Genomic DNA, 12,699 nt, shown 5'->3' with positions numbered 1-12,699 from the left:
CCTTCCTGCTGCGCGGCGCCGGTCGCGGCCTACGGCTCGAACTTGTAGCCCAGGCCGCGGACGGTGACCAGGTAGCGCGGGGCGCCCGGGTCCGGCTCGATCTTCGCCCGCAGGCGCTTCACGTGGACGTCCAGGGTCTTGGTGTCGCCGACGTAGTCCGCGCCCCAGACCCGGTCGATCAGCTGCATCCGGGTCAGCACCCGGCCCGCGTTGCGCAGCAGCATCTCCAGCAGGTCGAACTCCTTGAGCGGCAGGTCGACCTTGGCGCCGTCCACCGTCACCACGTGCCGGTCGACGTCCATCCGGACCGGACCGGCCTCCAGCGCGCCCGGGGCGGCCGCGCCGTCGCCGCCGCCGTCCTCGCCGCGGCGGCGCAGCACCGCGCGGATCCGGGCGACCAGCTCGCGGGTCGAGTACGGCTTGGTGACGTAGTCGTCGGCCCCTATCTCCAGGCCGACCACCTTGTCGATCTCGCTGTCCTTCGCGGTGACCATGATCACCGGCACGTTGGAGCGGACCCGCAGCTGGCGGCAGACCTCGGTGCCGGGCAGGCCGGGCAGCATCAGGTCGAGCAGGACGAGGTCGGCTCCGTTGCGCTCGAACTGCTCCAGCGCGTCGGGCCCGGTGGCGGCGACCGCCACCTCGAAGCCCTCCTTGCGGAGCATGTACGACAGGGCGTCGCTGAACGACTCCTCGTCCTCGACCACCAGTACACGGGTCACGATCGGGCCTCCGGGGCAGGAAGTGTGGTTGCTGCGTGGTTGTCGCGGTCCTCGGCCGGGGCCTGCCCGGCGGGGAGCCGCAGAGTGAAGGTGGAACCCTGGCCCTCGACGCTCCACACCGACACGGTGCCGCGGTGCGAGGCGGCGACGTGCTTGACGATGGACAGGCCGAGGCCGGTGCCACCGGTGAGGCGGGAGCGGGCGGGGTCCACCCGGTAGAAGCGTTCGAAGATCCGCTCGCGGTCCTTCTCCGAGATGCCGATGCCCTGGTCGGTCACCGAGATCTCGATCAGTTCGCCGTCCGCCTCGCCCAGCGCCGCGGCGCTGGAGATCCGGCGGGTGGCGAGGGCGACCCTGGTGCGCGGCGGGCTGTAGTTCACCGCGTTCTCCACCAGGTTGCCGAGTGCGGCGGCCAGCTGGCCGCGGTTGCCGACCAGGTACAGGTCGGTGGTGCCGCCCGCCGCGATGACGATCTGCTTGGCCGCGGCGGTCTGCCGGCAGCGGTCGATCGCCTCGGCGATCAGCTCGTCCACCGCGACCGGCTCCGGGTCGACCTTCAACTGGTCGTCCTGGACCCGGGACAGGTCGATGATCTCCTGCACCAGGCTGGCCAGCCGGGTCGCCTCCACCTGCATCCGGCCGGCGAAGCGCTGCACCGCCTCCGGGTCGTCGGAGGCGTCCGCGACCGCCTCGGAGAGCAGCGAGAGCGCGCCCACCGGGGTCTTCAGCTCGTGCGAGACGTTCGCCACGAAGTCGCGCCGGATCGCCTCGATCCGGCGGCGCTCGGTGCGGTCCTCGACCAGCACCAGCACCAGCCGGGAGCCCAGCGGGGCGACCCGGACCGAGACCGCCAGCGGCTCGGCGGTGCGGGCCGAGGCGCCCGGACGGGTCAGCTCCAGCTCGATCTGCCGGATCTCGCCGTCCCGCCGGGTCGAGCGGGCCAGCGCCAGCATCTGGTCCACCGCCACCCTGCCGCCGCGGACCAGGCCCATCGCGTAGGCCGCCGAGGACGCCTTGACCACCTCGTCGCCCTCGCCGAGCACGATCGCGCAGGAGCGCAGCACCGAGAGCACGGTGTCCACGCCCGGGGGGAGGGCCGGCTCCTGGTCCGGCTCCGCCGTCGCGCCGTTCCTGCTCGTCCTGCTCGTCCTGCCGGTCCTGCCGCGGGCCTGCTCGCGCTCGCTCCAGCGGAAGGCGATGGAGGCGGTGAGACCGACACCGAGCCCGGCTATGGCGCAGGCAGCGGCGGCGGCCACGTTCACGTCCATGCCAGTCAGCGTAAATGGTGTCCGGGCGCGCTCCGTAAGGGTGCGATCAAGGCATCGGCCCTGCGTTGCCGAGAATTCACCTTCAGGATTCCGCCGGTTCACCGCAGCGGCCGTGGGAGGTCGCCCGAACGGCCCAGTCTGGGCCGGGCGAGCCCGTGCGGGCGGTGACGCGGCTACCATTCGCGCCACCAGCAGCGGCCGCCCGCGCCGACCGCCTCCGGCGGACCGGTCCGGGGCGTCCGGTCGGCACCGCCACCGACACCGGTACTGGAGGAGAAGAGCGCATGCGCGACGCGTACCACGAGGAACTCGACTCGATCAGCGACAGCCTGGTCGAGATGGCACGCCTGGTCGGCTCGGCGATGGGCCGGGCCACCACCGCCCTGCTGGACGCGGACCTCGAACTGGCGGAGAGCGTGATCGCCGCCGACGAGAAGATCAACGGCCTGCACCACGACCTGGAGAACCGCGCCATCGACCTGCTGGCCCGCCAGCAGCCGGTCGCCACCGACCTGCGGATCGTGGTCACCTCGCTGCGGATGAGCGCCGACCTGGAGCGCTGCGGCGACCTGGCCCGGCACGTCGCCAAGGTCGCCCGGCTGCGCTACCCGGAGACCGCCGTCCCGCACGACCTGCACCCGATCGTGCTGGAGATGGGGCAGCTCGCCCAGCGCCTGGTCGCCAAGGCCGGCCTGGTCATCGCCACCAAGGACGTCGACAAGGCGCTGGAGCTGGAGGCGGACGACGACGCCATCGACGCCCTGCACCGCGAGCTGTTCTCGCACCTGCTGGACGACCGCTGGCACCACGGCATCGAGACCGCGGTGGACGTCACCCTGGTCGGCCGCTACTACGAGCGCTTCGCCGACCACGCGGTCTCGGTCGCCAAGCGCGTGGTGTACCTGGTCACCGGCGAGCACGTGGCCGACTTCACGGCCACCGCGGAGCCGGCCGAGTAGCCCTCCCCGAACGGCCCGGCGAGGGGGCGCGCGGAGGCCCGGCGAGGGAGCGCGCGGGGCCCGGCGAGGGGGCGCACGGGGGACGGACCACCAGCCCCCGCGCGCCCGTTGACGTGCCGTCAACCGCCGGGTTTCACTCGAAGGGACGGGCGGCTCCCTTCGTGCTGCCCGGCTCCGCCCGGACCAGGAGGCAGCCCGATGAAGACGACCGGCACCCCGACCACTCCTCCGCCCGGCCCGGCCGCCCCGGCCGCGGCCCGGCTCCTGCCGGTCCTCGCCGCGGGCTGCGGCTGCGGGCCCGGCTGCGGCTGCGGCTGCCAGTCCGGCTCGCCCTGCCAGTGCGGCGGCGCGACCGGCGGCTGCTGCGGCGGGCACTGAGCCCCCGCACGGACACGGCCGGACGGCCGGGCACCCCCTCTGGAAGGGTGCCCGGCCGTCCGACTGCTTCCCGCGTCCTGCCGGGCGTCAGGAGAAGTTGACGTCCATGCACTGGTAGAACGCGTTGCCGGTGTCCGCGATGTCCCACACCGCCAGGATCACCTGGTGACCGGTCAGGTCGCTCGGCAGCGTCGCGGTGTGGCTGAGCGTGGCCGGGGGCAGCTTGCCGCCCATCGGCACGGTCAGCAGCGGGGTCAGGTTCAGGTTCGACCTGGTGATCTTGGTGGTGGCGTCGTAGCCCGGCTTGGTGATGAAGTACCGGAACGACGTGGTGGCGTGCCGCGCGCTGATGCTCCAGGTCAGCGTCAGCTGCTGTCCCGGCGTCACCTTGGTGGCCGGCCAGGCCCCGCCGCGCGGGTCGTCCAGCGGCGCCCAGCGCCCGTCGCCGCCGGCGCACAGCGTGCCGTCGGCCGGGCCGCGGCTCGGGAAGCCCTTGGGCCCCTCGACGCTCATCGGCTCCCACTGGATCTGCCCGCACTTCTTCACCACGCCCGCCCCGCACAGTCCGGCGCGGCTGGGCGGCGTGGTGACGTACCCGTGCGAACTGGCCGGGATGGCGGTGGCCAGGACCGCTGCGGCGGCGGCGAAGCCGACCGCCAGGATGTTGCGCTTGCGCATGGTGCTCCTCCGTGGGGGTGGATGGAGTGCGCGAACGCGGGCACGCGGAAGCGGTCGCGTGGGGGGCGACCAAGATTGTCATGCCCGCGCCGACAGTGCTCCCACGCTAGGATCCGCGCCCGCCCCCCGTCAATGGTCTGAACCATTCTTACCCCTGAACCAAGCTTTGCCACCCGCTGGTTGACACCCCGTCAGGACCGCGCGGGGGGCCGCGCCGGGGAACGGAACAGCCCCCTGGGCCGGGGCGTCGTTGCGCCGGGCAGGGGGCTGAGAGGTGTGGGGCGAGGGCGAGGGGTGTTACTTCTTGCCCTGGTTCTTCACGGCCTCGATGGCGGCCGCGGCGGCCTCGGGGTCGAGGTAGCGGCCACCGGTGGCGACCGGCTTGAAGTCGGCGTCGAGCTCGTAGACGAGCGGGATGCCGGTGGGGATGTTGAGGCCGGCGATGGCCTCGTCGGAGATGCCGTCCAGGTGCTTGACCAGGGCGCGCAGGCTGTTGCCGTGGGCGGTGACCAGGACGGTGTTGCCCGCCGCGAGGTCCGGCACGATGGCGTCGTACCAGTAGGGGAGCATCCGCTCGACGACGTCCTTGAGGCACTCGGTGTTCGGGCGCAGCTCGGACGGGATCTCGGCGTAGCGGGCGTCGCCGGCCTGCGAGTACTCGGCGTCGTCGGCGAGGGCCGGCGGCGGGGTGTCGTAGGAGCGGCGCCAGAGCTGGAACTGCTCCTCGCCGAACTCGGCCAGGGTCTGGGCCTTGTCCTTGCCCTGGAGGGCGCCGTAGTGGCGCTCGTTCAGGCGCCAGCTGCGGCGGACCGGGATCCAGTGGCGGTCGGCCTTGTCGAGGGCGATCTGCGAGGTGCGGATGGCGCGGCGCAGCAGCGAGGTGTGCAGCACGTCCGGCAGCAGGCCCTCGGCGAGCAGGAGCTCGCCGCCGCGGGCGGCCTCCTTCTCGCCCTTCTCGTTGAGGTCGACGTCGACCCAACCGGTGAACAGGTTCTTCTGGTTCCACTGGCTCTCGCCGTGGCGGAGCAGGATCAAGCGATAGGTCGTGTCAGCCATGGGGCCAAGCCTAGTGGAGGGGCAAATCCGGTCGCTCGGGCGTCCATGCGCGATGTAATGTTCGCTCATCGGTTTCAACTCTTACCGTTCCACCCGTCCCCGAACGGCCGCCCCACCCTGCCCGCGGCCGCTCCGGGGCCGTACCGCCCGGGAGCCCCCATGCCCCTCCTCGCCCGTCTGGCCGCCGAAGCACGCAGAGCGGGCGGCGGGCTCCCCCGCCGGTTCTGGTGGCTGTGGACGTCCACCCTGGTGAACCGCCTCGGCGGCTTCGTGGTGACCTTCCTGTCGATGTACCTCACCCACGAGCGCGGCTACTCCGCGTCGTACGCGGGCCTGGTCGCCTCGCTGTTCGGGCTCGGCTCGGCGGTGGCCGCGATCGGCGCCGGCGTGCTGACCGACCGGCTGGGCCGGCGGCCCACGCTGCTGGCGGCGCAGCTGGGCACGGCGCTGTCCACGGCGGTGCTCGGGTTCACCGACGGGCCGGTGGCGATCGCCGCGGTGGCCTTCCTGGTCGGCCTGGCGAGCAACGCCTCCCGGCCGGCGGTCAGCGCGATGATCGCCGACCTGGTGCCCGCCGCCGACCGGGTCCGGGCGTACGCGCTGAACTACTGGGCGATCAACATCGGCTTCGGCGCCTCCGCCGCGGTGGCCGGGCTGATCGCCCTGCACGGCTACCTGACGCTGTTCCTGCTGGACGCGCTGACCACGCTGCTGTGCGCGGTGGTGGTGTTCGTGAAGGTCCCCGAGACGCGGCCGGAGGCCGCCCCGGTCGGCGTGCGGGAACCGGAGGTCGGGCTGGGCACGGTCTTCCGGGACGGCCCGTTCATGGCCGTGGTCGGCGTCAACCTGCTGCTGGCCCTGGTCGTCCAGCAGGGCTCCACCACGCTGCCGGTCGACATGGGCGCGCACGGCCTCTCGGCCGCCCGGTTCGGCCTGGTGATCAGCCTGAACGGGCTGCTGATCGTGCTGCTCCAACTGCCGCTCACCAGACTGATGGAGAGCCGCGACCGCACCGCCCTGCTGGTGGTCGGCGCGCTGCTCACCGGCTGGGGCTTCGGCCTGACCGCGCTGGCCGGCTCCTCCGCCGGGCTGTACGCCCTGACGGTGGCGGTCTGGACGGTCGGCGAGATCGTCACCTCGCCGACCATGATGGCGCTGGTCGCCGAACACTCCCCCGCCCGGGCCCGCGGCCGCTACCAGGGCGTCTACTCGCTCTCCTGGTCGCTGGCCTCGTTCGTCGGCCCGCTCGGCGGCGGCCTGCTGCTCCAGTACGCGGGCAGCTGGGCGCTGTGGGGCGGCTGCGCGGCGGCGGGCACACTGGCCGCGCTCGCCTTCGTGGCGATCGGGCGGCGCCGGCCCCGGCCGCCGGTGGTCGGCGAGGCGGTCGCCGCGGCGCCGGTGGAGGCGGCGGCCTGACGGCCCGCGTCCGGGGCGGTGCGCGCCGGCGGTGCGCGCCGGCGGCGGGCGTCGGCGGCGGGTGTCGGCGGCGGGCGGTCAGGAGGCCGCGCCGCCCGCCTCGCTCTGGCGCAGCCGGACCCAGGAGTCGTGGTCGTCCTCCAGGATCGCCTGGTACTCCTCGATCAGCGGCGTCAACCGGGACGGCTCCGGCACCGCGCTGCCGTACTCGGCCTTCAGCAGGCCCAGGCGGCGGCGCAGCGAGTTCAGCCGGTGCACGGTGTCGGAGCGCTGGATCCACAGCGTGCGGTAGCCGAAGAACGCCGCCCACGCGGCCAGCACGGTCACCAGCGCGCCGGAGACCAGCGCGACGTCCGCCAGCCGGGCCGCCAGCGGCTCGCCGACCTTCAGGCCCAGCAGCACGGTGACCAGCGCGGACAGGCTGACGGTGGCCAGCTGGAGGGTCAGCGCCCGGCGCCGGTCCCAGTCGCGGCGGCGCCGGCGCTCCTTCAGCTCGGCGTCGAGCTCGGCCTCCAGCCAGGCCAACTTCCTTTGCGCGGCGGCGGATTCGGCGGATCCGGCGTATTCGGTGTCCATGGTTTCCTCCCCGGCCGGGAGGATACCCGGATCAGGCCCCGGCGGGAGGGGTCTTCTCGTTCGCCAGGTGCGCGAAGGCCGCCAGGTTGCGGGTGGACTCGCCGCGCTTGGTGCGCCACTCCCACTCGCGGCGGATCGCGGTGGCGAACCCCAGCTCCAGCAGGGTGTCGAACGGCTCGTCGGCGTTCTCCAGCACGCTCCCCAGCAGCCGGTCCACCGCGTCGGGCGTCAGCGCCTCCAGCGGCAGCCGGCCCACCAGGTACACGTCGCCGAGCCGGTCGACGGCGTACGCCACCCCGAACATCCGGGTGTTGCGCTCCAGCAGCCAGCGCTGGAACGCCTCGTGGTTCTCGTCCGGCCGCCGGATCACGAACGCGTTCACCGAGAGCGTGTGGTCACCGACCCGCAGCGCGCAGGCGGTGGAGAGCTTCCGCGTCCCGGGCAGCGCGGCGACCACCGTGTACGGGTCGGCGGCGGCCGGCTCCCAGGCGACACCCGCCTGGTCGAGCGCGGTGCGCAGGAGGGTCAGTGCGTCGTCCTTGGCAGCCATGCTCCCCACGCTAGCCTCCCGGCCGGCGGGCCCGCGCCCCCAGGGCTCGGGGGACGGCGAGAACCCCCACCAGGAACTCGGGGAACGGCGAGAACCCCCACCAGGGGCTCGGGGAACGGCGAGAGCCCCCACCAGGGGCTCGGGGAACGGCGAGCCCGGGTCTGCTGGCGGTTCACTGCCGTTGGGCGCATCTGCTTCGGGTTCCGTCAAAGACACGCAGCAGCACGGACACCTCGATGGGCTCCGGCCACCAGCAGCACGGACTCGCCGTTCCCCGAGCCCCTGTTGTGGATCCCGCCGTTCTCACCCGGGCCCCTGTTGTGGATCCCGCCGTTCTCACCCGGGCCCCTGATCGTGCGCACCCAGCTCAGGCCCGGAGGGCGGCCGTCATCGCTTGCGCGTAGACCTCGGCGGTGGCCCCGGCCGCGGTGAGCCAGCCGAAGGCGGCGGCGTGGTCGGCGGCGGCGGCGCCGCGGACGGGGGCGAGGGAGGGGTCGACGACGTAGGGGTGGAGGGCGCGGGCCCAGGCGTCGGGGTCGTGGCCGGGGACGAGGGTGCCGGTGCGGCCGTCCCGGACGGCGACCGGGAGGCCGCCGACGGCGGCGGCGACCACGGGGGTGCCGCACGCCTGGGCCTCCAGGGCGACCAGGCCGAAGGACTCGCTGTGGGAGGGCATCACCAGGGCGGTGGCGGCCCGGTACCAGTCGGCGAGCTGCCGCTGGTCGACCGGCGGGTGGAAGCGGACCACGTCGCCGATGCCGAGCTGGGCGGCGAGCTTGTGCAGGCTCTCGGGGCGGGCCAGGCCGGTGCCGGAGGGGCCGCCGACGACCGGGACGACCAGGCGTTCGCGCAGGCCGGGGTGCCGGTCGAGCAGCCGGGCGACGGCCTTGAGCAGGACGTCGGGTGCCTTGAGGGGCTGTATTCGGCCGGCGAACAGCAGCACCGCGGCGTCCTGCGGGAGGCCGAGCCGGGCGCGGGCGGCGGCCCGGGAGCCGGGGCGGAACACGTCCAGGTTGACGCCGGGGTGGACGACGGCGAGCTGGTCGGGGCGGGCCGCGTAGTGGTGGGCGAGCTCGGCGGCCTCCTCCGCGGTGTTGGCGATCAGCCGGTCGGCGGCGCCGACCACCTGGGTCTCGCCGATCACCCGGGCGGCGGGCTCGGGGGTGTCGCCCTCGGCGAGGGCGGCGTTCTTGACCTTGGCCATGGTGTGCATGGTGTGCACCAGCGGGACGCCCCAGCGCTCGGCGGCCAGCCAGCCGACCTGGCCGGACAGCCAGTAGTGCGAGTGCACCAGGTCGTAGTAGCCGGGGCGGTGGCCGGCCTCGGTGCGCAGCACGCCGTGCGTGAAGGCGCACAGCTGGGCGGGCAGGTCTTCCTTGAAGAGGCCCTCGTAGGGGCCGGCGGTGACGTGCCGGACGAGGACGCCGGGGGCGAGCTCGACGGCGGGGGCGTCGTCCGAGCTGACGGCGCGGGTGAAGACCTCGACCTCGATGTCCAGCTCGGCGAGGCGCTTGGCCAGCTCCACGATGTACACGTTCATCCCGCCGGCGTCGCCCGTGCCGGGCTGGTGCAGCGGCGAGGTGTGGACGCTCAGCATCGCGATCCGGCGCGGTCGGCGGGCGGGCCCGGCGAACGCGGCGGGGGGCACGGGGGCGGCGGGGGCCACGGGGGCGGCCCACCGCGCCTCCCGGCGGGATGTGCGGGCGAGGGGCTGGGTCACCTGCGGATGCCTCCCTGTGCGCCGGCCGTCTGGTCTGCTCTTCGCGTGCCGCCGCCCGCGGCCGGCGGCTGCGGGCGGATGGACGTCAGCCAAGGGCAACGGGGGAGCGCGTCGTCCTATTCCCGCCGGCGGATCCGGGTGCCGGTGGCCGCGGAACGGCTGCGTACGCTTGGTGACCATGGCAGCGAGCGACACGCCGTCGCCCCGGGGCCGGTCGGGCCGGCCGGTGGGGACGATCACCCGGGGCACCACCAACACCAACCGGCTGCGGCGGATGGACCGGTGGATCGCGTACGCGGCGGGCCGGGCGCTGCGGGCCCCGGTGGCCCCGCCGGTCGCGGTCGACCTGGGGTACGGGGCGGCGCCGTGGACGGCGGTGGAGCTGTCGGCGCGGCTGCGGGCGGTGCGGGCGGACGTCCGGGTGGTGGGGATCGAGATCGACCCGGCCCGGGTGGCGGCGGCGCTGCCGATGGCCGAGCCGCCGCTGCTGGAGTTCCGCCGGGGCGGGTTCGAGGTGCCGCTGGACGGCGGGGTGCGGCCCCGGCTGATCCGGGCGGCGAACGTGCTGCGGCAGTACGACGAGGAGCAGGTGGCCGAGGTGTGGGCCCGGCTGTGCGGGCGGCTGGCGCCGGACGGGCTGCTGGTGGAGGGCACCTGCGACGAGATCGGCCGGCGGCACGTCTGGGTGGCGCTCGGCCCGGAGGGGCCGCGGACGGTGACCTTCGCGGCCCGGCTGGCCGGTCTGGAGCGGCCGTCGGAGCTGGCGGAGCGGCTGCCGAAGGCGCTGATCCACCACAACGTGCCGGGGCGGCCGGTGCACTCGTTCCTGCGCGACTTCGACCGGGCCTGGGCGGCGGCGGCGCCGCTGGGGGCGTTCGGGGTGCGGCAGCGCTGGCTGGCGGCCTGCGCGGCGCTGGCGGCGGACTGGCCGCTGCGGGACGGCCCGGTGCGGTGGCGGCAGGGCGAGCTGACGGTGGACTGGGCCGCGCTGGCGCCGCGCTGAGCCGCTGCTCCCGCTCCCCCGCCCCGACCGGTCCGATCATCAGTTCGATAGTTCACTCGAACGAGTTATCGATTTCCTCTGGCGTGTTGACGCCCCGTCACGCCACCATGGAGCCGTCCGGGTGGTCGTTCCAGCGGCCTCCGCACACCCGTCAGCCCGTCCGTCCGTCAGCCCGTCCGTCCCTCGATCTCGTCCCGCGCCCGTTCGAACGCCGCGTACGCCTCGGCGCCGAACAGCACGAACCGCACCTCGTCCAGGTCCGGGCCCTCCGCGGCCACGGTCCCCAGGGCGATCCGGGCCGCGTCCTCCAGCGGCCATCCGTAGATCCCGGCCGAGACCGCCGGGAAGGCCACCGTCCGGGCACCCAGCCCGACCGCGACCCGAAGGGACTCCCGATAGCAGGAAGCCAGTAGCTCCGCGCGCTGCGGATACTCCTCCGCCCGGTACACCGGACCGACGGTGTGCACCACCCACCGGGCGGGCAGCCGTCCCGCCGTGGTCGCCACGGCCCGGCCGGTGGGCAGGCCCTTTCCGTAGTGCGAGGCGCGCAGCTTCCGGCACTCGGCCAGGATCTCCGGCCCTCCCCCGCGGTGGATCGCCCCGTCCACCCCGCCGCCGCCCAGCAGCGAACTGTTGGCGGCGTTCACCACCGCGTCCACCTGCTGTTCCGTGATGTCACCCTCTACCAGCGTGATCTGGGTCACCGCTGCCCACCTCCGGCCAATTACGGTCTCCCAGTGGCGGAAACCTGCGGAAACCCTAGGCAAAGCCGCCACCAGGCGCGTGGCAATAACCACATCGGCGCCGCCCAGTCGAAGAAATCCTCGGAGATCACGTTATGGTCGCGGGAAGCCCCCCGATGCCCGGTGCCACCCGGGCACTGCGGACGGACACCAGCCGTTGGTCCGTCGGGGAAAGGAAGGACCGACCGATGCCCGCTACGGGAGACGGGCGGGCACCCGACGCGACCAGCAGCGCCGGTACCGCCGAACGCAGCCGCAGCCGCCGCGCCCACAGCGCTCCGCGCCCCGACCAGGCCGCCGGCCCCGCGCCGATACCGCATCCGCGCAGCACCCCGGCCCCGGGGCCCGCCGAGCCCGCCCGCCCCGCCGCGGGCTTCCGCGTGCTGGTGGTCGAGGGCGACGGCCCCGGCCACACCCTGTTCGACTCGCTGGCCGCCGAGCTCGGGCAGCACGTCGAACTGCACCGGGTGGACGGCATCCGGGAGGCCCTCGCCGCGCTGCCGCCGCACCCCGGCACCGGCCGGCGCGGCCAGCGCACCGCCGACTTCCAGTGCGTCCTGCTCGACCTGGGCGCGCCCGACGAACCCGGCGAGCCCTCCAGCGACCCGTCCGACGGGCTGGACGGCCTGCGCGAGCTGCTGCAGCGCGCCCCGCACACCGCCGTGGTGGTGCTCACCGACGCCGCCGGGGCCGAGCTCGGCGCCGCCGCGGTCGCCGCCGGCGCCCAGGACTTCCTGCTCCGGCAGGACACCGGCGGGCCGCTGCTGGCCCGCGCCCTGCGCTACGCGGTGGAGCGCAAGCGCGCCGACGAGTCGCAGCGCCGCCTGGTCGAGGCCGAGATCCGCGGCCAGGAGAACGCCCGGCTCCAGCGCCACCTGCTGCCCACCCCGCTGCTGGACGGCGCCGACCTGGCCTTCACCCGCCGCTACCGCCCCGGCCGCCGCCGCGCCCTGCTCGGCGGCGACTTCTACGACGCCGTCCGCACCAAGGACGGCCGGGTGCACGTGGTGATCGGCGACGTCTGCGGCCACGGCCCGGACGAGGCGGCGCTCGGCGTCGCGCTGCGGATAGCGTGGCGGACGCTGGTGTTCGCCGGACTGACCGGCCAGCACCTGCTCACCACCCTGCAGCACGTGCTGGAGCACGAGCGCCGCAGCGACGAGATCTTCGCGACCCTGTGCATGGTCGTGCTGGACGCCCCGCCGGAGGACGGCGGCCCCGAGTCCGCCGAGCTGTACCTGGCCGGGCACCCCGCACCGCTGCTGCTCGACCCCGACGGCCCGCCGGTGCTGCTCCCGCTCGACCAGGCCGGCCCGGCCCTGGGCCTGCTGCCCTGCGACGCGACGCACTCGGTCTGGCCCGCCCTGCGGGTCGAACTCTCCCCCGGCTGGCGGCTGTTGATGTACACCGACGGCCTGGTCGAGGGCAAGGTCGGGGCGGGCTCGCCCCGGCTCGGCCAGGAGGGTCTGATCGAGCTGATCGCCGACCACCAGGCCGCCGGGCTGACCCGCGGCCGACTGGTCGACTCGGCGATCGCCGAGGTCGAGGAGCTGAACGGCGGGGCGCTCACCGACGACGTCGCGGTGCTGCTGCTGGAGCGCAACCCGGTGCCGGTGATCATGGGCTGAAC

The 12,699-nt window shown here is 74.5% G+C and carries 13 protein-coding genes; 5 read left to right on the top strand and 8 right to left on the bottom strand.

Going from position 1 to position 12,699, the window contains the following annotated elements:
• Positions 1–29: 29 nt before the first annotated feature.
• Positions 30–722, bottom strand: coding sequence for a response regulator transcription factor (locus ACFUEL_RS23025; RefSeq protein WP_033250991.1), 693 nt, complete (start codon positions 720–722; stop codon positions 30–32).
• On the bottom strand, positions 719–1,990 hold the full coding sequence (locus tag ACFUEL_RS23020; RefSeq protein WP_380238528.1) for a sensor histidine kinase: 1,272 nt from the start codon (positions 1,988–1,990) through the stop codon (positions 719–721). The genes ACFUEL_RS23025 and ACFUEL_RS23020 overlap by 4 nt, the downstream gene beginning before the upstream one ends.
• A 284-nt stretch (positions 1,991–2,274) precedes the next feature.
• Between ACFUEL_RS23020 and phoU the strand changes: the two genes are divergently transcribed.
• Both phoU and ACFUEL_RS23010 read left to right on the top strand, forming a co-directional pair.
• The gene (gene phoU, locus ACFUEL_RS23015) at positions 2,275–2,949 is read left to right on the top strand and encodes a phosphate signaling complex protein PhoU (RefSeq protein ID WP_380238526.1); all 675 of its coding nucleotides are present in this window, start codon (positions 2,275–2,277) and stop codon (positions 2,947–2,949) included.
• Positions 2,950–3,147: 198 nt separating this feature from the next.
• Complete coding sequence (locus ACFUEL_RS23010) at positions 3,148–3,327, top strand: hypothetical protein (protein ID WP_380238525.1); 180 nt, start codon at positions 3,148–3,150, stop codon at positions 3,325–3,327.
• Between the two features lie 87 nt (positions 3,328–3,414).
• Here ACFUEL_RS23010 and ACFUEL_RS23005 read toward each other — a convergent pair whose 3' ends face one another.
• Together ACFUEL_RS23005 and ACFUEL_RS23000 are read right to left on the bottom strand one after the other, a co-directional pair.
• A complete protein-coding gene (locus tag ACFUEL_RS23005; protein WP_380238523.1) occupies positions 3,415–4,005 on the bottom strand; it encodes a lytic polysaccharide monooxygenase in 591 nt (196 codons plus the stop codon).
• A gap of 297 nt (positions 4,006–4,302) precedes the next feature.
• Positions 4,303–5,061: a phosphoglyceromutase gene (locus ACFUEL_RS23000; RefSeq protein WP_380238522.1), complete on the bottom strand. Its 759-nt coding sequence runs from the start codon at positions 5,059–5,061 to the stop codon at positions 4,303–4,305.
• 159 nt (positions 5,062–5,220) lie between these two features.
• Between ACFUEL_RS23000 and ACFUEL_RS22995 the strand changes: the two genes are divergently transcribed.
• The gene (locus tag ACFUEL_RS22995) at positions 5,221–6,477 is read left to right on the top strand and encodes an MDR family MFS transporter (RefSeq protein WP_380238520.1); all 1,257 of its coding nucleotides are present in this window, start codon (positions 5,221–5,223) and stop codon (positions 6,475–6,477) included.
• Positions 6,478–6,555: 78 nt separating this feature from the next.
• Here ACFUEL_RS22995 and ACFUEL_RS22990 read toward each other — a convergent pair whose 3' ends face one another.
• The 3 genes from ACFUEL_RS22990 to mshA all read right to left on the bottom strand — a co-directional run bounded on the left by ACFUEL_RS22990 (position 6,556) and on the right by mshA (position 9,323).
• Entirely contained in the window at positions 6,556–7,053 is a 498-nt protein-coding gene (locus tag ACFUEL_RS22990; protein WP_380238518.1) for an SLATT domain-containing protein, read from the bottom strand.
• Positions 7,054–7,084: 31 nt separating this feature from the next.
• Positions 7,085–7,603 carry a YbjN domain-containing protein gene (locus ACFUEL_RS22985; protein WP_380238516.1) on the bottom strand — a complete coding sequence of 173 codons (519 nt, stop codon included), beginning with the start codon at positions 7,601–7,603 and terminating at the stop codon, positions 7,085–7,087.
• A gap of 367 nt (positions 7,604–7,970) precedes the next feature.
• Positions 7,971–9,323 carry a D-inositol-3-phosphate glycosyltransferase gene (mshA, locus tag ACFUEL_RS22980; RefSeq protein WP_380238514.1) on the bottom strand — a complete coding sequence of 451 codons (1,353 nt, stop codon included), beginning with the start codon at positions 9,321–9,323 and terminating at the stop codon, positions 7,971–7,973.
• 178 nt (positions 9,324–9,501) lie between these two features.
• Here mshA and ACFUEL_RS22975 point away from each other — a divergent pair, with 178 nt between their 5' ends.
• A complete protein-coding gene (locus ACFUEL_RS22975) occupies positions 9,502–10,326 on the top strand; it encodes a class I SAM-dependent methyltransferase (protein WP_380238512.1) in 825 nt (274 codons plus the stop codon).
• Between the two features lie 167 nt (positions 10,327–10,493).
• Here the strand turns inward: ACFUEL_RS22975 and ACFUEL_RS22970 are convergent, their stop codons facing one another.
• Positions 10,494–11,030: an O-acetyl-ADP-ribose deacetylase gene (locus ACFUEL_RS22970; protein ID WP_380238511.1), complete on the bottom strand. Its 537-nt coding sequence runs from the start codon at positions 11,028–11,030 to the stop codon at positions 10,494–10,496.
• A 227-nt stretch (positions 11,031–11,257) separates the two neighbouring features.
• On the opposite strand from ACFUEL_RS22970, the gene ACFUEL_RS22965 reads away from it, so the two are divergent.
• Positions 11,258–12,697, top strand: coding sequence for a PP2C family protein-serine/threonine phosphatase (locus tag ACFUEL_RS22965; protein WP_380238509.1), 1,440 nt, complete (start codon positions 11,258–11,260; stop codon positions 12,695–12,697).
• The last annotated feature ends 2 nt before the right edge of the window (positions 12,698–12,699 follow it).

It is taken from the genome of Kitasatospora sp. NPDC057198 (assembly GCF_042670125.1).
Taxonomy (GTDB): domain Bacteria; phylum Actinomycetota; class Actinomycetes; order Streptomycetales; family Streptomycetaceae; genus Kitasatospora.
Note: the sequence above shows the minus strand (reverse complement) of the source record. Positions and strands in the feature narration are given on the sequence as shown.

Excerpts from the sequence above, each read along its gene's own strand:
- ACFUEL_RS23020 (WP_380238528.1), bottom strand. The coding sequence starts at position 1,990 with ATGGACGTGAACGTGGCCGCCGCCGCTGCCTGCGCCATAGCCGGGCTC.
- phoU (WP_380238526.1), top strand. The coding sequence starts at position 2,275 with ATGCGCGACGCGTACCACGAGGAACTCGACTCGATCAGCGACAGCCTG.
- ACFUEL_RS23010 (WP_380238525.1), top strand. The coding sequence starts at position 3,148 with ATGAAGACGACCGGCACCCCGACCACTCCTCCGCCCGGCCCGGCCGCC.
- ACFUEL_RS23005 (WP_380238523.1), bottom strand. The coding sequence starts at position 4,005 with ATGCGCAAGCGCAACATCCTGGCGGTCGGCTTCGCCGCCGCCGCAGCG.
- ACFUEL_RS23000 (WP_380238522.1), bottom strand. The coding sequence starts at position 5,061 with ATGGCTGACACGACCTATCGCTTGATCCTGCTCCGCCACGGCGAGAGC.
- ACFUEL_RS22995 (WP_380238520.1), top strand. The coding sequence starts at position 5,221 with ATGCCCCTCCTCGCCCGTCTGGCCGCCGAAGCACGCAGAGCGGGCGGC.
- ACFUEL_RS22990 (WP_380238518.1), bottom strand. The coding sequence starts at position 7,053 with ATGGACACCGAATACGCCGGATCCGCCGAATCCGCCGCCGCGCAAAGG.
- ACFUEL_RS22985 (WP_380238516.1), bottom strand. The coding sequence starts at position 7,603 with ATGGCTGCCAAGGACGACGCACTGACCCTCCTGCGCACCGCGCTCGAC.
- ACFUEL_RS22975 (WP_380238512.1), top strand. The coding sequence starts at position 9,502 with ATGGCAGCGAGCGACACGCCGTCGCCCCGGGGCCGGTCGGGCCGGCCG.
- ACFUEL_RS22965 (WP_380238509.1), top strand. The coding sequence starts at position 11,258 with ATGCCCGCTACGGGAGACGGGCGGGCACCCGACGCGACCAGCAGCGCC.